At 66.4% G+C, this 18,673-nt stretch carries 14 protein-coding genes; 7 read left to right on the forward strand and 7 right to left on the reverse strand.

What is annotated here, in order from left to right:
- The first annotated feature begins 53 nt into the window (after positions 1 to 53).
- Positions 54 to 2,027, forward strand: a complete 1,974-nt coding sequence (locus AC5P5S_RS03840) for an AsmA family protein (protein WP_231336624.1) — start codon at positions 54 to 56, stop codon at positions 2,025 to 2,027.
- A 476-nt stretch (positions 2,028 to 2,503) separates the two neighbouring features.
- On the opposite strand, the gene AC5P5S_RS03845 is transcribed toward AC5P5S_RS03840, so the two are convergent.
- The 3 genes from AC5P5S_RS03845 to mtgA are packed head-to-tail and all read right to left on the reverse strand — an operon-like array spanning position 2,504 to position 4,710.
- Complete coding sequence (locus tag AC5P5S_RS03845; RefSeq protein ID WP_033834030.1) at positions 2,504 to 2,935, reverse strand: CBS domain-containing protein; 432 nt, start codon at positions 2,933 to 2,935, stop codon at positions 2,504 to 2,506.
- The gene (locus AC5P5S_RS03850; RefSeq protein ID WP_005410685.1) at positions 2,895 to 3,914 is read right to left on the reverse strand and encodes a glycosyltransferase family 2 protein; all 1,020 of its coding nucleotides are present in this window, start codon (positions 3,912 to 3,914) and stop codon (positions 2,895 to 2,897) included. Before AC5P5S_RS03850 ends, AC5P5S_RS03845 begins: the two co-directional genes overlap by 41 nt.
- Before the next feature lie 46 nt (positions 3,915 to 3,960).
- Complete coding sequence (gene mtgA, locus AC5P5S_RS03855; RefSeq protein WP_062607958.1) at positions 3,961 to 4,710, reverse strand: monofunctional biosynthetic peptidoglycan transglycosylase; 750 nt, start codon at positions 4,708 to 4,710, stop codon at positions 3,961 to 3,963.
- A 77-nt stretch (positions 4,711 to 4,787) separates the two neighbouring features.
- Between mtgA and hslO the strand changes: the two genes are divergently transcribed.
- Both hslO and AC5P5S_RS03865 read left to right on the forward strand, forming a co-directional pair.
- The gene (gene hslO, locus AC5P5S_RS03860) at positions 4,788 to 5,681 is read left to right on the forward strand and encodes an Hsp33 family molecular chaperone HslO (RefSeq protein ID WP_005414237.1); all 894 of its coding nucleotides are present in this window, start codon (positions 4,788 to 4,790) and stop codon (positions 5,679 to 5,681) included.
- A 149-nt stretch (positions 5,682 to 5,830) separates the two neighbouring features.
- Complete coding sequence (locus tag AC5P5S_RS03865; RefSeq protein WP_024956328.1) at positions 5,831 to 6,643, forward strand: XOO1806 family protein; 813 nt, start codon at positions 5,831 to 5,833, stop codon at positions 6,641 to 6,643.
- A 219-nt stretch (positions 6,644 to 6,862) separates the two neighbouring features.
- Here AC5P5S_RS03865 and AC5P5S_RS03870 read toward each other — a convergent pair whose 3' ends face one another.
- Together AC5P5S_RS03870 and AC5P5S_RS03875 are read right to left on the reverse strand one after the other, a co-directional pair.
- Positions 6,863 to 9,820, reverse strand: coding sequence for a TonB-dependent receptor domain-containing protein (locus tag AC5P5S_RS03870; RefSeq protein ID WP_005414239.1), 2,958 nt, complete (start codon positions 9,818 to 9,820; stop codon positions 6,863 to 6,865).
- 230 nt (positions 9,821 to 10,050) lie between these two features.
- Complete coding sequence (locus tag AC5P5S_RS03875; RefSeq protein ID WP_005410690.1) at positions 10,051 to 10,650, reverse strand: TetR/AcrR family transcriptional regulator; 600 nt, start codon at positions 10,648 to 10,650, stop codon at positions 10,051 to 10,053.
- 141 nt (positions 10,651 to 10,791) lie between these two features.
- Here AC5P5S_RS03875 and AC5P5S_RS03880 point away from each other — a divergent pair, with 141 nt between their 5' ends.
- The 3 genes from AC5P5S_RS03880 (at position 10,792) to AC5P5S_RS03890 (ending at position 14,727) form a co-directional block, all read left to right on the forward strand.
- On the forward strand, positions 10,792 to 11,709 hold the full coding sequence (locus AC5P5S_RS03880; RefSeq protein WP_005410691.1) for an alpha/beta fold hydrolase: 918 nt from the start codon (positions 10,792 to 10,794) through the stop codon (positions 11,707 to 11,709).
- Entirely contained in the window at positions 11,706 to 14,183 is a 2,478-nt protein-coding gene (locus AC5P5S_RS03885) for an acyl-CoA dehydrogenase (RefSeq protein ID WP_005410692.1), read from the forward strand. Before AC5P5S_RS03880 ends, AC5P5S_RS03885 begins: the two co-directional genes overlap by 4 nt.
- A 76-nt stretch (positions 14,184 to 14,259) precedes the next feature.
- Positions 14,260 to 14,727 carry a hotdog fold domain-containing protein gene (locus AC5P5S_RS03890; RefSeq protein WP_005410693.1) on the forward strand — a complete coding sequence of 156 codons (468 nt, stop codon included), beginning with the start codon at positions 14,260 to 14,262 and terminating at the stop codon, positions 14,725 to 14,727.
- Positions 14,728 to 15,227: 500 nt separating this feature from the next.
- Here the strand turns inward: AC5P5S_RS03890 and AC5P5S_RS03895 are convergent, their stop codons facing one another.
- Both AC5P5S_RS03895 and AC5P5S_RS03900 read right to left on the reverse strand, forming a co-directional pair.
- A complete protein-coding gene (locus tag AC5P5S_RS03895) occupies positions 15,228 to 15,578 on the reverse strand; it encodes a DUF1304 domain-containing protein (protein WP_012481032.1) in 351 nt (116 codons plus the stop codon).
- Positions 15,579 to 15,620: 42 nt separating this feature from the next.
- The gene (locus AC5P5S_RS03900) at positions 15,621 to 16,910 is read right to left on the reverse strand and encodes an NTP/NDP exchange transporter (protein ID WP_176394319.1); all 1,290 of its coding nucleotides are present in this window, start codon (positions 16,908 to 16,910) and stop codon (positions 15,621 to 15,623) included.
- Positions 16,911 to 17,234: 324 nt separating this feature from the next.
- Between AC5P5S_RS03900 and AC5P5S_RS03905 the strand changes: the two genes are divergently transcribed.
- A complete protein-coding gene (locus tag AC5P5S_RS03905) occupies positions 17,235 to 18,635 on the forward strand; it encodes a serine hydrolase domain-containing protein (protein ID WP_005410697.1) in 1,401 nt (466 codons plus the stop codon).
- Positions 18,636 to 18,673 lie beyond the last annotated feature (38 nt).

An 18,673-nucleotide genomic window follows, 5' to 3' on the forward strand; every position in this document is an offset into this window, starting at 1 on the left:
ATGCACATGGTCGCTTCGCGTCCTGTCCACGAACAGGGGGCAACCATGGCAGCGTGAATGCTGCCGCCTCCCCTGCCGCAAGGCGCACGCCCCGCTGGCGCCTCCGCCGCCCCGGCCCACGAGGCCGGCGCTGGCTCACGATCCTGGTTTTCCTGCTGGCGGCGATCCTGGTACTGCTCGCGTTGTGGGACTGGAACTGGTTCAAGGGACCGGTGGAGCGCGCGGTGCAGGCACGCACCGGCCGAGTGCTGCACATCGGGAACCTTGATGTCGACCTCGGCCGCACCAGCACGATCCGCGCCGATGCGATCACCTTCGCCAATGCCAGCTGGGCGAAACAACCTGAGATGGCCAGCGCAGACCGCGTCGAGATCGACGTGCGGGTCTGGCCCCTGCTGCGCGGCAGCGTGCAGCTGCCCGAGGTGCGCCTGACCCGGCCGGACGTGCTGCTGGAAACCGCCCCGCGCAAGGGCGAGCCGGGCAACTGGGACTTCCTCGGTGACAGCGCCGGCGGCACAAGCCCGCAGCTCAAACGCCTGCGCATCGACGATGGTCGGCTGCAGTTCATCGATGCACTGGGCCGCACCGACATCCGCGTGGGCGTGCGCAGCGGTCAGCCGAAACAGGCCGATGCCTCGCCGCCGCTGCTGGTGCAGGGCAAAGGCCACTGGCAAGGCAACCCGTTCACCCTGCGCGGTGGCACCGAATCACCGCTGGAACTGACCGACAGCGACCACCCGTTCCGCATGCACCTCGACGGTCGCGCCGGCGCTACCCACGCGGTGGCCAGTGGCACGCTGACCAATCCGTTCCAGCTGCGGGTGTTCGACCTGCAGTTCGCACTCAGCGGGCAGGACCTGTCGGACCTGTACCCGCTGCTCGGCATTGCCATCCCGCCCTCACCGCCCTACGCCTTGGACGGACGGCTGAAGCGCGACCACAACGTCTGGCGCTACGACAGCTTCACCGGGAAGGTCGGTGACAGCGACCTCGCTGGCAACCTGCAGTTCGAGGTGGGACGCGACCGTCCACGGCTGACCGCGACACTGGAATCCAGGCGCCTGGACTTCGATGACCTGGCCGGCTTCGTGGGAGCGCCACCGAAGACCGGCGGCGGCGAAACCGCGAATGCGGAGCAAAAGGCACAGGCCGCCCGCGTCGCCGCCAGCCGCCGGGTATTGCCCGACACGCCCTACAACCTGGGCAAACTGCGTGCGATGGATGCCGACGTGCGCTGGAAGGCCCACCGCATCAACGCGCCCTCGTTGCCACTGGACGACATGGACGCGCACCTGCTGCTGGATGACGGCGTGCTGCGGCTGGACCCGCTGAACTTCGGCGTGGCCGGCGGCGATATCCGCAGCACGATCCGCATGGATGCACGCCAGGCGCAGATTCGCACCGCGTTGAAGGCCAGCGTACGCGGCGTGCAGCTGGGCCAGCTTTTCCCGGATGCGAAACTGGCCGAGCAGGCCAAGGGCGGCATCGGCGGCGAAGTGGACCTGAGCGGGCGCGGCAACTCGATCGCCGCCATGCTCGGCAGCAGCAGCGGCAAGGTCGGGCTGGCGATGGGCCGTGGCCATGTCGGCAACCTGGTGATGGAACTGGCCGGGCTGGATATCACCGAATCACTGAAGTTCCTGGTGACCGGTGACAAGCAGATTCCGCTGCGCTGCGCCTTCGCCGACTTCGGTGTGCAGGACGGCCTGATGACCAGCCAGGCACTGGCGGTGGACACCACCGATACCATCCTCATCGGCGAAGGCACGGTCAGCCTGCGCGACGAGACCCTGGACCTGCTGCTGAAACCGCGCCCGAAGGACAAGAGCATCCTGGTACTGCGGTCACCGTTGCATATCAGCGGCACGTTCAAGGACCCGTCGTTCCGCCCTGACTTCAAGGCGTTGGGTATTCGCGGCGCGGTGGCCCTGGCACTGGGCAGTATTGCCCCGCCGGCAGCGCTGCTGGCTACGATTGAACTGGGGCCGGGCAAGGATGCCAACTGCGGTGGGCAGTATGCGAAGTAGGGTTACAGCGTTGTTCGCGGCGCCTCCCTTCCCGCGCGTAGAGCCGGAGCAAGGCGACAGGCAGGACACGCCGTAAATACGTCCCTGTAGGCTCGGTCGGCGCATCCATGCGCCTCACGGTCCTGCCTGCCGCCTTGCTCCGGCTCCGGACAGTTTCCTGCGCGCGCGGAACGAGAGCGAAATTCAAAGTCAAAAAAAAAAGCAAAGTCAAAAGCTGTTGCCAACCAAGGTTGGCATCTACCAGGAGCGGGGGATCGGCACTGAAACGCACCGCGCTCGCGGGAACGTGTCCAGAGGCGGAGGACCCTGCCCAGCCGCACCCTCCGCCTCCCAACGTATCAGGAAGGCGCTGCTTTGGCTTTGGCTTTGGCTTTGGCTTTGGCTTTGGCTTTAGCTTTGGCTTTAGCTTTGGCTTTGACTTTGGCTTTGAGCTTCGAAAAGCGGGCTGGCGGGCCGCAGGCCCGCCAGCGAAAAACTCATCCCGCCACGATGTACTGCTGCAGCTGATCCAGCTCCCTGCGCTGCGCATCGATCACCGACTTCACCAGGTCGCCAATGGAAATCACCCCCAGCACCTGCACGCCCTCCACCACCGGCAGGTGGCGGATGCGGTAGTCGGTCACCAGCTGCAGACAATGCTCCACCTGTTCGCCCGGCGACACCGTCACCACCTGCGTCGTCATGATCTCGGCCACCGCCGTATCGCGCGAAGAACGATCACGCAACACGATCTTGCGCGCGTAATCGCGCTCCGAAAGGATCCCGACCAACCGCGGCCCGTCCATCACCAGGACCGCGCCAATGCCCTTTTCCGCCATCAACCGGATCGCATCGATCACCGCCGCATCCGGCGCGACCGCATGTACTTCAGGAGACTTGCCGTCCAACAGTTGCCGTACCGTGGTCATCTGCCTGCCCTCCGAGGGTGGGTTGCAGGGCCGAGTCTGCCACGGCGGATGCTAGCCACGCGTCAACCAGGTACAACGGCCGCTGCTTGGACTCTTCGTACAGGCGCCCCAGGTACTCACCGATCAGGCCCAGCGCGATCAACTGCACCCCGCCCAGGAACAGGATCACCGCCATCATCGTCGGCCAGCCCGCCACCCGGTCGCCGTACAGCGCGGCCTTGACGATCACCCACATGCCGAACACGAAGGCCACCGCCGCGGTTGCCAGCCCCAGGTAGGTCGCCGCGCGCAGGGGCACGGTCGAGAACCCGGTAATGCCTTCCAGGGCGAAGTTCCACAGCCGCCACAGGCTGAACTTGCTGGTGCCGGCCACGCGTGCGTGGCGGTGATAGGGCACCGCCACGCGCTTGAAACCCACCCAGCTGAAAAGCCCCTTCATGAAACGATGGCGCTCACGCATCTCGCGCAGCGCACTCAGCGCGCGTGGTGACAGCAGGCGGAAATCCCCGGTATCGGCCGGGATCGGCGTACGCGAAAGGCGCCCCATCACGCGGTAGAAGATCGCCGCCGTGGCACGCTTGATCCAGGCCTCGCCATCGCGCGCCAGGCGCGTGCCATAGACGTTGTCATGGCCCTCGCGCCAGCGCGCGACGAACTGCGGCACAAGCTCCGGCGGGTCCTGGCCATCGGCATCCAGGATCATCGCCGCCCCTTCGCGCACCAGGTCCAGGCCAGCGGTCAGTGCGGCTTCCTTGCCGAAATTGCGCGACAGCTTCAGCGCGGAGACCCGCGCGTCGGATTGGGCCAGGCGGGCGATCACCTCCCAGGTCCCGTCATGGCTGCCGTCGTCCACGTACAGAATGTGGCCGTCGATGTCGGGCAGCGCGTCGAGCACCGCGCACAACCGCGGATGCAGCAACGGCAGTGCCAGGGCCTCGTTGTAGGCGGCGATGACGAAAGTGAGCCGTTCGCGGGTCATGCCCGGATTGTACGTTGCCGCCGCCCGTAGATCAGGCGGCGCGCGCTCACTCTTCCGAAAGGTACGCGGCCCCGCCCAGCTGCCGTGCCTGGCGCTGGATCCAGGCGGCGCGCCGCTGCACGTACGGCCCTGGCTTTGCGGCGTTGTAGCGCCGCGGTGCCGGCAGCACCGCCGCCAACCGCGCGCTATCGGCCGGGCTCAACCTGGCCGCGTCCTTGCCCCAGAACTTCTGCGCCGCCGCCTGAGCTCCGTACACGCCATCACCAAACTCGGCGATGTTGGCGTACATCTCCAGGATGCGCTCCTTTGGCCACAGCGCTTCGATCAGCACGGTGTACCAGACCTCCAGCCCCTTGCGGATCCAGCTGCGGCCCTGCCAGAGGAACAGGTTCTTGGCGACCTGCTGGCTGATCGTGCTGGCGCCACGCAGTCGCCCGCCCTTGGCATTGTGGTCGCGGGCCTTCTCGATCGCCTGCAGATCGAAGCCGTTGTGGTCGGGGAAACGCTGGTCCTCGGCGGCCACCAGCGAAATCGGCAGGCTCGGCGCCATCTGGTCAAGGTCGCGCCACTGGTAATGCAGGCGATAGGACCAATCGGCCTCGCCCACCGCCTCGCCATAGCGCCACAGCATCACCATGGACACGGGCGGGTCGATGAACCGCAGCACCAGGACCTGCAGGCAGCTGAAAGCGGCCAGCAGCACCGGCAGCCACAGCAGCCGTTTCCAGCGCCAGCGCCTGCGGCGCGGGCCTTCTACGACAGCTTCCACCTTGTGCTGCTCTCCCCCTGCCCCCATTACTGGTGCATCCTTCTTCTATCTGGTTGTCGGCGCATTATCCGGCAACTGCCCCCGTTTACGCGCGATGTGAGCCGATGACCGCCAACTCCGATTCCCTGATCCGCTTCCTGCTCCCCGACGCCGGCGTCCGCGGCGTCCACGTGCGCCTGCAGGCCACCTGGCAGGAGATCCTGTCCCACGCCGAGTACCCGGATACCGCCGCCGAACTGCTCGGCGAGGCCTGCGTGGCCTCGGCGCTGTTCACCGGCCATACCAAGATCGATGGACGCCTGTCGATCCAGCTGCGCAGCAGCACTGCCCTGCGCACCCTGTTCGCCGAATGCACCGCCGCCGGCACCCTGCGCGGCATCGCCCAGCTCAGCGAAGGCGGCGACGCGCCGCGCGACCTGTCCAGCCTGGGCGATGACGCGATCCTCGCCATCACCATCGAGAACCCCGGCCTGGATCCGCGTGAACCCCAGCGCTACCAGAGCCTGGTCGGACTGACCGCACCGGAGCTGGACGAGGCCTTCGAGGACTACTTCCGCCAGTCCGAGCAGCTGCCGACCCGCCTGCTGCTGGCGGCCGACCGCAATGGTGCCGCCGGCCTGCTGCTGCAGAAGCTGCCGGGCGACGAGGGCGACGAGGACGGCTGGGCACGCGCCAGCGCCCTGTTCGAAACCCTGGGCAAGGCCGAATTGCTGGCCACCCCGGCCGAGCAGCTGCTGCACCGCCTGTTCCACGAGGAGAAGCCGGCGCTGATGGGCGAAAAGCCGCTGTCCTTTGCCTGCTCCTGTTCCCGCGAGCGGGTGGCGGCGATGCTGCAGTCGCTGGGTGAGGAAGAGGCCCGTGCAGCGGCTGCAGACACCGGCGCCGTCGAGGTCCGTTGCGAATTCTGCGGGCGTGAGTATCACTTTCCATTGACGGAGTTCGGCATACTGTTCCACGGCGCCCAGGGGGCTGTACCGGCGCCTGAACGGCTTCAATGAACGGCAGTCTTGTACCTGGGGAGGATCAAGGCTTGTTAAGAATTCATAAACACCCTAGGATCAAGTTCCCGTCCCCACGGGAACTTCCGTTGTCCGTCCCTGTCTGAACTGGTCCGATGCGTACCTTCCTGCGTCTACCGCTGGCCATGATGATCGCCCTTGGCGCGATCACGGGCGTGCATGCGCAGAGCAAGGACACCCGCACCGTGCTGCCGGTATGGAACAAGGGCAGCGGCAAGGTCGAGGCCCTGCTGTACCTGGAGCCGACCGGTGAGCAGGCGGCCGGGGCGCGCTGGCATTTCGGCCGCAACTCGCTGGATGCGGCCTTTGGCCTGTCCTCCGGCGATTCACTGGGCCTGCTCTGCAGCAGCAGCGGGACCAGCATGAGCGGCCTGGCCAGCCACTGCATGCTGGCCAGCCTCGGCGACGAGGACGACCTCAACAGCCGGCGTTTCACCGGCACCGCCGCATTGAACCGTGGCAGCAGCCGCCTCGGCATCACCGCCGGCACCGGCCGTGAAACCCTGCCGGCATGGCTGGCAGGCCCGAACAAGACCCCTTCGCTGCGCGCCGAGCAGAATGACCTGACCGTGTTCGCGCAGAAGAACATCGGCCGCGAAGGCTTCGTGTCCATCGCCGGCACCTACGCCAAGGCCCGCCTGGTACCGCTGGCCGACGCCTCGCCGGCCATTGCCGACCGCTGGGACAGCAAGAGCCTGAGCATCGGCGCCGGCTACGGCAATTTCACCGGCAGCATCATCGGCCGCGTCATCGACGTGCCCGGCAAGCCCGGCAAGTGGGAAGGCCTGGGTATCGGCCTGACCTGGCGCACGCCATGGTCCGGCCAGCTCACCGTGGGCGCCGAGAACGTGATCAGCCGCGGCAAGAATCCGTTCTCGCCACGCAACGAAAGCAACGACGACGGCACCGTGCCGTACGTGCGCTACGAGCAGGACCTGTAAGCTCCCTGCCGCCTCACCGCGACGTTTCCGCGCGCGCTCCCTTCGCCCATCCCCGTAATGACACCTCGCCGCCACCACGCGGCGATGCGCAAGCGCCTGTGCGCGGCCTGGTCCAGCACGGCTGCGCAAAGGCCTGCGCCATCAAGCCTGGCTGCCCCATGAAAAAAGCCACGCCCCTTTCGGGGCGTGGCCATGTCACACGTACATATTACGCCGCGATCAGAAGCGCTGGGTGTACTTCATGTACAGGAAGCGACCGATGTCGAAGCCACCGTAGTAGGAGACGTTCGCGCTCGGCTGGCTGTACATGGTCGGGCCCACGCGGCCGAACACGTTGTTGGCACCCACGGCCACGGTCGCATTCCACGGTGCGTTCCAGCGCAGCTGGACGTCGTTGAATACGGTCGCGCCACGCTGGTTGGTCGCGCTGCCCACCGCCACGCCCTGGTTGTTCGGCGAAGCGTAGTTCGGCAGGTTGCACTCTTCCGGGAACGTCACGGCGCTCAGGCACGATTCCTTCATGCCGGAGAAGTAACGGACGGTCCAGCTGGCGCCGAAGTCACCCATTTCCCAACCCAGGTTCAGGTTCGAACGCACGCGGAAGGCGCCGCCCGCCCAGCCCACGCCGGTGCGGGGATTCGGGTGGGTGACCGGGTTCTTGGTGGTGACCAGGTCATCACGCGAGGTGTAGGTGCTGGTCCACTGCGCGCTGAAGTTGCCGAAACGATCGGTCGGCAGGCGGTAGCTGACATCCAGGTCGAAGCCTTCCACCTCGCGGTAACCGGCGTTGATGCCGGTGCGCTTGAGGTTGTTGACGATGCCGGTCACCGGGTCACGCGTGAACGCCGAGCAGCGTGCCGCGATGTCGTTGATGTAGCAGTCGTTGAGGATCAGGTTGGCCGTGTCCGAGATGATGGTGTTCTCGACGCGGATTTCCCACCAGTCCAGCGACATGTTGAAGTTCTGGATGAAACCCGGGCTCCAGACGAAGCCCAGGGTCTTGGACGTCGAGGTTTCCGGGGTCAGCTGGTCGTTGGAGCCGGAGACGAAGGCCAGCGGGGTCTGCGACGATGCAGCGGTGGTCGGGGTGAAGCCCTGCTGCTGCTGGCGGAAGTTGGCTGCATTTACGCCGGCCGGCAGTGCGGCGGCGCAACGGGCACGCACCGCAGGATTGGTGCGCGCCGCACCGTAGACCGAATCGCACGGATCGGTGAAGAAGTCGAACGACTGCGAACCGCCGCTGTACAGGTCGGCGATGGTCGGGGCACGGAAGCCTTCCGCCCAGGTACCGCGGATGAGCAGCGAGTCGATCGGCTTCCACTTGAAGCCGAACTTGCTGTTCAGCGTGGTGCCGAAGGTGTCGTAGTCCGAATGGCGGGTGGCCGCGTTGAGGCTCAGCTCGCGGGCGCCCGGCAGGTCGGCCAGGATCGGCACGTTGAACTCGGCATAGACTTCGTCAACCTTGTAGCCACCACCGGTGGGGAAGTTGGCCAGGCCGGAGGTGTTGCCCGACTGCACCAGCGCGTCCGGGCTGAAGCTGCCGGTTTCCTTGCGGTGCTCGACACCCACGGCGAAGCCCAGGTCGCCGGCAGGCAGGGTGAACAGGCTGCCGGCCAGGTTGGCGGTGATGACCTTGGTGGTGGTCTCGGCGGTGGAGTGCGCGGACGGGAACAGCAGGTTCTGCAGGGCGGTGTTGCCGGTCAATGCGCCGTTGGCACCGTTGCTCTGGATGCCGGCGTGCAGGAACGGGTTGTACGGCACGCACTGGTTCAGCCCGATCGGGTTGGCCACGGTACCGCACTGCGCCACGCCGCTGCTGTTGATGAAGGACGGACCCACCGCCGCACGCAGCGCGGTCAGGTTGAGGTCGCCGGTGCTGGTCTGGACCAGCTTGTTGTTGTTGTACAGGTAGCCGACATCCCAGTCGAACAGGCGGTCGGAGAACTCGAAGCTGCCTTCCAGGCCGCCGCTGAAGCGGAAGGTGGTCAGCTCGGCGCGGGTGTTGCGCGGCACTTCCGAAGTACGACGCCACCAGTTGGCGATGTCAGCACCCAGCGGATTGAACACACTGCTGGCCGAAATCGGCGAACCGAAGGCCAGTGCGCCGTACGGGTAGCCGGCGATCTGGCGGTTCGAATCGCGGAAGCTGTACAGCATGTTGGTGCGCAGGCGCACGTTGTCGGTCAGGTCGTAGATGCCATCGACGAACACTGCACGGCGTTCCTGCGGGGTACGCAGGTCGGTCTGCAGGTTGGTGTTGGTCTTGTCCTTGGTGGAGAAGCTGTTGACGTTCTGCGCGACGTAGTCGGCCTTGTTGTTCGCGTTGCCACCCTCACGCAGGATCACGCGCACTTCGCGGTTCGGGTTGGATGCGCTGGCGGCCGGATAGGTGACGCCCGGCAGGCCATCAGCCGGACGGCTGACGAAACCGCCGAACTCACCCACGGTGGTCCAACCGAAGTCAGGGTGGTTGGAGCTGCGCGGGAACGCACCGTACGGACGATCGGCCGCCCGCACCTTGTCTTCCTTGGCGTACTCGGCACCGATGGTCAGCGAACCGCGCTCACCCTTCACGCCCATGGTGAAGTCCATGGTGCGGGTGGCACCGTCGCCTTCACTGTACTGGCCGTAGTAGACGCTGCCGGTGGCGCCTTCGAAGTTGGTACGGGTGATGATGTTGATGACGCCGGCGATGGCATCGGAACCGTAGATCGACGAAGCGCCGTCCTTCAGCACTTCGATGCGCTCGATGGCCGAGACCGGCACGGTCGAGATGTCCTGCAGGCCACCGGTTGTGATGCCCAGGCGCTTGCCGTTGAGCAGCACCAGGGTGCGGGTGGCGCCCAGGTCACGCAGGCTGATGTAGGTGCCGCCGACGGCTTCGCCCGAGGACAGCGGCTGGGCACGGCTGATCGGCGGCGTACCCACGGCGCTGATGTTCTGCAGGATGTCAGCGACCGACGAGAAGCCCTGCTTCTCGATGTCAGCGCGGTTGAGGGTCAGGACCGGCTGGGCGGTTTCGACGTCGACGGTACGGATGCGCGAACCGGTGACTTCGATGCGGTCCAGGTTGGTGGCGGTCTGGGCAGACGCCACCCCGGTACCGGCAACGGATGCGGCGCTGGCGGCCAGCGCAACGCACACTGCATCGCGCAGCTTGTTGCTGTTCAACTTCATGGGCTCTCTCTCCATGGATCTTGGGTTGTGTGCTGAGTCCAACCGACGTGCCCCAAAAGGGAGGCACAAAAAACGGCTGGTGACCCGATAGTAGCCACACTTGATCTGGAATTAAAGAGTCGTTAAGAAAATGCCCAAATCGCGTGAAACCAGCCTCACCACGACATACGTTGGCGCATTGAGGTCGCCTGCAAGGCGCATTCGGCACTTGCAGGGCGCCATTCTCCCATTCAGCTGGGAATGAGCGTCTCGATCAGATGCTCGACATAGGCCTCGAAATCCTCGCGGGCCTGCTTGGGTTGCTGCAGCTGCAGCGACAGCTGCAGGAAGCCGACGTAGGCGGCATAGGCCAGGCGCGCGCGATGCCGTGCATCGGTGGAGCTGAGCCCGGCCTGGCGGAACGAAGCAACCAAATAGTCGAGCCGGCGCTGCGAAACGCGGTCGATCACCGGGCGCACCATCGGGTGGTCCAGCGCCTTCAGCAGTTCGCTGTAGATGATGTGCGGCTGCACTTCGTGCGCGACCATCTGGAACAGCTGGCGCAGGCGCACGCGCGGATCCGGCACGTCCTCCAGGCTGCCGAACACCTGTTCCTGTTCGAACAGTTCCCAGCGTTCCAGCGCCGCCTGCAGCAGTGCATCACGCGAGGGGAAGTGCCAGTAGAAACTGCCCTTGGTCACACCCAGGCGCCGCGCCAACGGTTCCACCGCGACGGCCCCCACACCTTGTTCAGCAATCAGATCGAGAGCGGCCTGGGCCCAGTCTTCGGCACTCAGGCGGCTGTTGCGGCCGGCGCGCGGTTCGCCGGCGGAAGCGTCAGGTTGATTCATGGGCTGATTTAACCATACGCCGGGGTTCGTTGCAGTACGCGGTTGCGGCCCAAACCGTCGCGACGCCCGCCTGGGCACCTGCCGCAGCGCACCATACCGTGCAGTATTGACTTCCCTCACAAGCGATCCATACTAGCAAGTATGGTTACGTCCCCTACTCCCGCTGCGTTCCATGATCTTCGCCTGGAGGCCGCCCATGGCGCACGCCTGGCCGCAACCGCCAGCGACCACGGCCGCCGTGGCCGCGTGTTGTTCGCGCACGGCTTCGGCCAGACCCGGCACGCATGGAACGCCACCGCGCGGGCCCTGTCTGCGGCGGGGCTGCAGACGCTGGCCTACGACGCCCGTGGCCACGGCGATTCGGACTGGAATTCTGCCGAACTGCCCTATCACGGCGAGCAGTTCGCTGATGACCTGATCGTGCTGGCCGGGGAACAGCCACGCCCGCCGGTGCTGGTCGCAGCCTCGATGGGCGGCCTGTTCGGCCTGCTGGCCGAATCGCGCTGGCCGGGCCTGTTCTCGGCGATGGTGCTGGTGGACATCACCCCGCGTTGGGATACCGCCGGTGTTGAACGCATCCTGGCCTTCATGACCGCCCATCCCGACGGCTTTGCCTCGCTCACCCAGGCCGCCGACGTGATCTCGGCCTACATGCCGCACCGTCCGCGCAAATCCGAGCAGTCGCTGCGCGCACTGCTGCGCGAGGACGGCCACGGCCGCTGGCGTTGGCACTGGGACCCGCGCCTGGTGGCCGAACTGGCCCGCGACAGCGAGCAGCACCAGGATGCGCTGGCCGAGGCCGCACGCCAGGTGAAGTGCCCGCTGCTGCTGGTCAGCGGCGGCCGAAGCGACCTGGTCACGCCACAGACCGTGGCCGAATTCCTGGCGTTGGCGCCGCACGCGCGTCATGTACAGCTGCCGCAGGCCACGCACATGGTCGCCGGCGATGACAACGACGCCTTTACCGCTACTGTGTTGGACTATCTGGACGTGTTGCCCGCAGCGGATGCTGCAGCTTCGTCCGCCACAAACGAGCACGTCACCGGAGCACGCTCATGAGCATCGTTCTTCCCTTCCTCGCCCTGCTGCTGGCAGGCGCGTTCGTCGCCTACCACCGCATGCGGCTGGTTACCTGGACGCTGATCAGCGTGGCCCTGCTGGTCGCCTGCTGGTTCATTCCCTACGTCAACCAGACCGCCACGATCGTGGCTGCCGCCGTATTGGCCGTCATCGCCGTGCCGCTGCTGCTGCCGTTCATCCGCAAGCCGCTGCTGACCGGCCCGATGATGAAGGTGTTCCGCAAGGTGCTGCCGCCGCTGTCGCAGACCGAGCGCATCGCGCTGGAAACCGGCTCGGTTGGCTTCGAGGGCGAACTGTTCACCGGTGATCCGGACTGGAACATCCTGCTCAATTACCCCAAGCCGCAGCTGACCGCCGAAGAACAGGCCTTCCTCGATGGCCCGGTCGAAGAGCTGTGCACGATGGTCAACGACTGGGAAATCACCCACGTCCACGCTGACCTGCCGCCGGAGCTGTGGGCCTTCATCAAGAAGAACAAGTTCTTCGGCATGATCATCCCGAAGGAATATGGCGGCCTGGGCTTCTCTGCGCTGGCCCACCACAAGGTGATCCAGAAGCTGGCCTCGGTGTCCTCGGTGGTCAGCTCCACCGTCGGTGTGCCCAACTCGCTGGGCCCGGGTGAACTGCTGGTGCATTACGGCACCCAGGAACAGAAGGACCAGTACCTGCCACGCCTGGCCGATGGCCGCGAAGTGCCCTGCTTCGGCCTGACCGGTCCGTTCGCCGGCTCCGACGCCACCTCGATTCCGGACTACGGCATCGTCTGCAGGGGCGAGTGGAACGGCGAGCAGGTGCTCGGCGTCAAGCTGACCTTCGACAAGCGTTACATCACCCTGGCCCCGGTCGCTTCGCTGATCGGCCTGGCCTTCCGCATGTACGACCCGGATGGCCTGATCGGCGACACCCGCGACATCGGCATCACCCTGGGCCTGCTGCCGCGCGACACCGCCGGCGTTGAAATCGGCCGTCGCCACTTCCCGCTGAACTCGACGTTCCAGAACGGCCCGATCCGCGGCAAGGACGTGTTCATTCCGCTGACCCAGCTGATCGGTGGCGCGGCCATGGCCGGCAAGGGCTGGAACATGCTCAACGAGTGCCTGGCCGTGGGCCGCTCGATCACCCTGCCGTCCACCGCCAGTGGCGGAGCCAAGGCCGGTGCCGCCGTGACCGGCGCCTATGCACGCATCCGCAAGCAGTTCGGCCTGTCGGTCGGCCGCTTCGAAGGCGTGGAAGAAGCGCTGGCCCGCATCGGCGGCAAGGCGTACAAGATCAGCGCGCTGTCGCAGGCCACCGCTGCTGCAGTCGACCGTGGTGACGTGCCGTCGGTACCGTCGGCCATCGCCAAGTACCACTGCACCACCATGAGCCGCGAAGTGATCTCGGACATGATGGACGTGATCGGCGGCAAGGGCATCATCCTGGGGCCGCGCAACTTCGCCGGCCGCAGCTGGCAGGCCGCGCCGATCGCGATCACCGTGGAAGGCGCCAACATCATGACCCGCAGCCTGCTGATCTTCGGCCAGGGTGCGATCCTCTGCCACCCATGGGTACTGAAGGAAATGAAGGCCGCGCAGGATCCGGATACCCGTGCCGGCCTGCAGGACTTCGACCGCAGCCTGTTCGGCCACATCCGCTTCGGCATCTCCAATGCCGTGCGCTCGTTCTGGTTTGGCCTGACCGGCGCGCGCTTCGGCGCCGCCCCGGGTGACGCCTACACCCGCCGCTACTTCCGCAAGCTGGACCGTTACTCGGCCAACCTGGCGCTGATGGCCGACATCTCGATGATGACCCTCGGCGGCAAGCTGAAGTTCAAGGAATCGCTGTCCGGCCGCCTGGGCGACGTGCTGAGCCACGTCTACATGACCAGCGCCATGCTCAAGCGCTACCACGATGAAGGCGCACCGCAGGCCGACCAGCCGCTGCTGGCCTGGGCCTTCCATGACAGCGTGCACAAGATCGAGGAATCGCTGTCGGCGGCCCTGCGCAACTTCCCGATCCGTCCGATCGGCTGGCTGATGTGGGCGCTGATCTTCCCGCTGGGCCGTCGTGCCGAGGCCCCGGGCGACCGCCTGAGCCGCCGCGTCGCCGCCCTGCTGATGGCGCCGAACGAAGCCCGCGACCGCCTGGCCAGTGGCGTGTTCCTGACCCCGTGCGAGAACAACCCGGGTGGCCGCATCAACAGCTACCTGAGCAAGGCGATCATGGCCGAGCCGGTGGAGCGCAAGTTCCTGAAGGCGCTGAAGAGCAAGGGCATCGAGGCGCTGGACTTCAAGAGCCAGCTGGACGAAGCCGTGGCCGAGGGCGTGATCACCCAGGACGAGCGCAGCCTGCTGGAAGAGCTGCGCACGCTGACCCTGGATACGATCACCGTGGACGACTTCGACACCCACGAACTGCGCGCGGCCAGCTACTACGACCGCCAGCACAAGGATCCGCATTCGCAGGCCGCCTGATCGCCCGCGATACGCGTTGCCTTCGACGGCGGGCCTCGGCCCGCCGTCGCTCTATCCGACGACCGGAACACCGACCATGTCCACGCCTCTGCTCTCGCTCTACCACCGGCTGCAACGCTGGCCTGCCGGCACCTGGCTGTTCTCGCGCGCGGTCTGCTTCAAGGCGCCCTACTTCGCCAGCATCGCGCCGCGCATCACCCGCCTGGAACACGGCCGCTGCGAAGGCACGCTGGCCGACCGCCGCAGGGTGCGCAACCACATCGGCACGGTGCACGCGATCGCGATGTGCAACCTGGCCGAACTGACCGCCGGGCTGATGGTCGACGCCTCGCTGCCGAAGGGCATGCGCTGGATTCCGAAGGGGATGCAGGTGCAGTACCTGGCCAAGGCACGGGGCATGCTGCAGGCGGTGGCATTGCCGGCCCAGCCGATCGTGGCCGCTGCCGAGGGCTATGCACTGCCGGTGACGGTGAGTGTGCGCGACCGCGCGGGGACGGAGGTGTTCAGCGCGGTCATCGACATGTGGATGTCGCCGGCGAAGTAGTGTTCCGGCGAACGGCGCAGCCCCTCGTGGGTGGACGGTTGATCGCGGAAAGCTTTGGTTTGGCTGGGGGCGGTGAGTTCGCGGGGGACGCCGTGAACCCGTCCTTGGGGGCTTGGCCGCGGCATCCATGCCGCGGACACCCCCGCGAACTCACCGCCCCCAGCCTCTGACAGATTTCTGCGGCGTCCACCAACGCAAGAGAAAAATAAGAACAAAAGCAAAAGCGGCCCACTGGCCGCTTTTTTCATGCGCGCAGAACCCACGAGCGCAGCGACCCGCTGTTGCTCTTGATCTTCTTTTTCTTCTCCGTGGGCTGGCCGCACACGGAACCTGTCCGGGGTCGGGCGGATGGGCTGGGCAGGGGTGTCCGCGGCATGGATGCCGCGGCCAAGCCCCCAGGGACGGGTTTACGGCGTCCCCTGCCCAGCCCATCCGCCCGGCCAGATCCACGACCCGCATTCCGCGACCAACCCACGAGGGGCTGCGCCGTTGGCTGGAAACTACGCCAGCGCGCGAAACACCAGCGCCAGGATCGCCGGCACCGCCTGGATCATGAAAATGCGGCGGCTCACGCTGTAGGCGCCATAGCACCCTGCCACCACCACGCAGGCCAGCGAGAACGTCACCAGCACCGGCTGCCCGATCACCAGCCCCACCCCGATGCCCGCCGCCAGGAAGCCGTTGTAGAGGCCCTGGTTGGCCGCCAGCACCCGCGTGGTCTCCGCCTTCTCCGGCGTGTTGCGGAAGGTCTTCAGGCCCAGCGGGCGGGTCCACAGGAACATCTCCAGCACCAGGAAATAAACGTGCAGCAAGGCGACGAGCAACGTCAGGGTGAGTGCGATCCAGTACATGGGCAGTTCCTTGGACAGGGATGGGGATCGGGCCCCGGAAAATCAGCGGTCGCGCGGCAGTTTCTTTTCTTCGCGCAGTACACCGAACGCGGCTGCGGTCATGCACGCGGCCACCAGCATGCCGCCGATGAACACCACGTGCGAGCCGAACAATGACAGGCCCTTGTGCACCCAGGCAAAGCTCAGGTCCGCACCGCGGTAGACCACGGTGTCGATCGCTGCGCCGGCCTTGTAGCGCCACTGCCGGTCCACGCGCGTGTAGATGGTCTCGCGCGCCGGCTTGGCCAGTGCAAATTCGCTGGCGCGGGTCATCACCTGCACCACCGCGACCATCAACGGCATCGGCGAGGCTGCCAGCACCGAGAAGCCGATCAGGATCGCGAAACCGGGAATCAGCAGCGCCGGCGCGATGCCGTGGCGCGACAGCAGCCAGCGGGTCAGGCCCACCTGCATCAGCAGCGCCAGCGCGTTCACCGCCAGGTCGATGCGCGAGAAGAACGCGGTACTGGCCGCCGGATCGGTGAACGCCGCGCGCACGATTGCAGCCTGCTGGTTGTAGAGCAGCGTCCCCACGCCCACGCCGAACACCACCATGATCGCCAGCCAGCGCAGCAACGGCTCGCGCACGATCAGTTTCAGGCCATCCAGCACGCTGCCGCCCATCGGCGTTTCGCCCGATACCAACTGCTGCTCCTGCTCGCGCAGCACCGCCCAGTGCCGCAGGCGCCAGATGCAGAACAAGCAGATCGCCAGGAAACCGGCCGACACCAGCATCAGGTTGGCGATGCCCACGCGCTGCACCAGCGCACTGGTGATGACCGGACCAAGGAAGGCTCCGACGGTGCCCGCCGCGCCGATGTAGCCATAGAAGGCCCGGGCCTGCACATTGGAGAAGACATCGGCCATGAAACTCCAGAACACCGCCACCGCGAACAGGTTGAAGACGGTGATCCAGAAGAAGAAGGCCATGCCGCGGCCAGGCACGCCGCTGTCGAACATCATGTAGAAGCCAAGCAGGGTCACGATGAAGAACCCATACACCGCCGGCAGGAACACCCGTCGCGGGAAGCGGCTGACCAGCCAGCCGTACACCGGCTGCAGCACCAGCATGATCACGAACACGCAGGAGAACAGGAACTGCAGGACGAAGTCCTTCAGCGCGACGCCGTGACTGGCGAACCAGGCAATCAGCACGGGCGGGAACACCGTTTCCAGGTCCGCCGAGGCGGCCATGGCTTCACGCACCGGACGCAACACGTAGTAGCCGCTGAGGAGGCAGAAGAAGTACAGGAACGACCACCACAGCGCCGGGGACTCGCGCAGTGCCGCCATCAGCCCCTGCAGCGGGCCTTTCCCTCGTACCGCGCTCACGCGGCGTCCCTCGCCAGATGACGGCGGTTGGACAGCGGCATGGCAGGCTCCGGGGCAGTGAAGCGCGTACGTTATCCAATGCACTGCAACATCGCCAGCAGGTGGCCGTCTGAAGGCCGCAACGCGGTGTCATGACCGGGTCCGGATGACACGTTCCGATACACGCTTTCGAGGCGTCAAAATCCCAACTTTTTCAACGAGATGCGCATTCATCTTCGCTTTGTTTGTGCACAGAGGAAAAGCGGCGCTAGAATCGCCGTCAGCAGTCGCGCACGGGTCCCACCGATGAAAAAGAACAGCCTGCGTCGTCCGATCCGTTCGGCGGCCACCGGTTTGCTGGGCATGTTGATGCCCGTTGCCTTGTCCACCACCGCGCAGACCCCGCCGCCGTTGCCGCCGATGCCGGCCAACATCGAGTCCGCTGCGGCCACCGCCGTTGCCCACACCCAGCCGGCGGCCTACCGTACCGGGCTGGTGCCGCAGGTGCAGGCGCCCGCCGCAGGCTTCAACGTCGCCAATATCGAATCGATGGCGCAGCAGCTCACCTATGGCGAGCGCGTGCCGGGCATGGCCGTGGCCATCGTGCAGGGCGGCCGCATCCTCAGCGCGCGCGGCTATGGCGTCACTGACGTCAACAATCCGCTGCCGGTCGACGCCCACACCGTGTTCCGCCTGGCTTCGCTGTCCAAGGCCTTCGCCGGCACCATGGCCGGACTGCTGGTCAACGACGGCACGCTGCGCTGGGACAGCAAGGTCACCGACTACGTGCCGGGCTTCCGCCTCAACTCGCCCGAAGCCACCGACCGCCTGACCGTGGCCGATGTGCTCAGCCACCGCGTCGGCCTGCCCTACAACGCCTACGACCGCGACATCGAAGGCAACGCCGAGTACTACGCGCTGACCCAGAAGCTGGCCAACACCAGCCTGAAGTGCCTGCCGGGCGACTGCTACGCCTACCAGAACGTGGCCTTCAGCCTGATCGGCGACGTCGTCTATGCCGCCTCCGGCAGCTTCTACGAGCAGTCGGTCGAGCGCCGCATCTTCAAGCCGCTGGGCATGAACGATGCCAGCCTCGGCCTGGCCGGCATCCAGGCCAGCTCGCGCTGGGCGCGTCCGCACGTGCGCAGCCGCAACGGCTGGGTGTCGCTGACACCGAAGCCGACCTACTACCGCGTGGCTCCGGCCGCTGGCGTCAACGCCAGCGCCAGCGACATGGCGCAGTGGCTGCTGGCGCACACCGGCCATCGCCCCGACGTGCTGCCGGCACCGCTGCTGGCCACCCTGCATTCAAGCCTGATCAACACCCCCGGCGAGATGCGTTCGGGCTGGCGCCGCGAGCGCCTGCACTCGGCCGGCTACGCACTGGGCTGGCGCACCTTCGACTACGCCGGCCACGACGTGGTGTTCCATGCCGGTGCCGTACAGGGCTACCGCGGCCTGGTCGCGCTGGTGCCGGAACGCGATCTCGGCATCGCCATCATGTGGAATGGCGAGAGCGGCCTGCCCAGCGGCCTGCTGCCGACCGTGCTCGATTCCGCGCTCGGTCTGCCGGCACAGCGCTGGCTGGATGTGGACACCGACTTCGGCAGCGACAACCTGATGGCCGAAGGCGCGAGCCCGGCGCAGCAGGACAAGCGCAAGGGCAAGGGCGCCTCGAGCAACCGCGCGGTGGCGTCGCCGCGCTGATCAGGCGAGCGCGACCGTGAGCATGAAGGGCGGCCTGG

The organism is Stenotrophomonas sp. YJH_SMC_54, assembly GCF_059368435.1.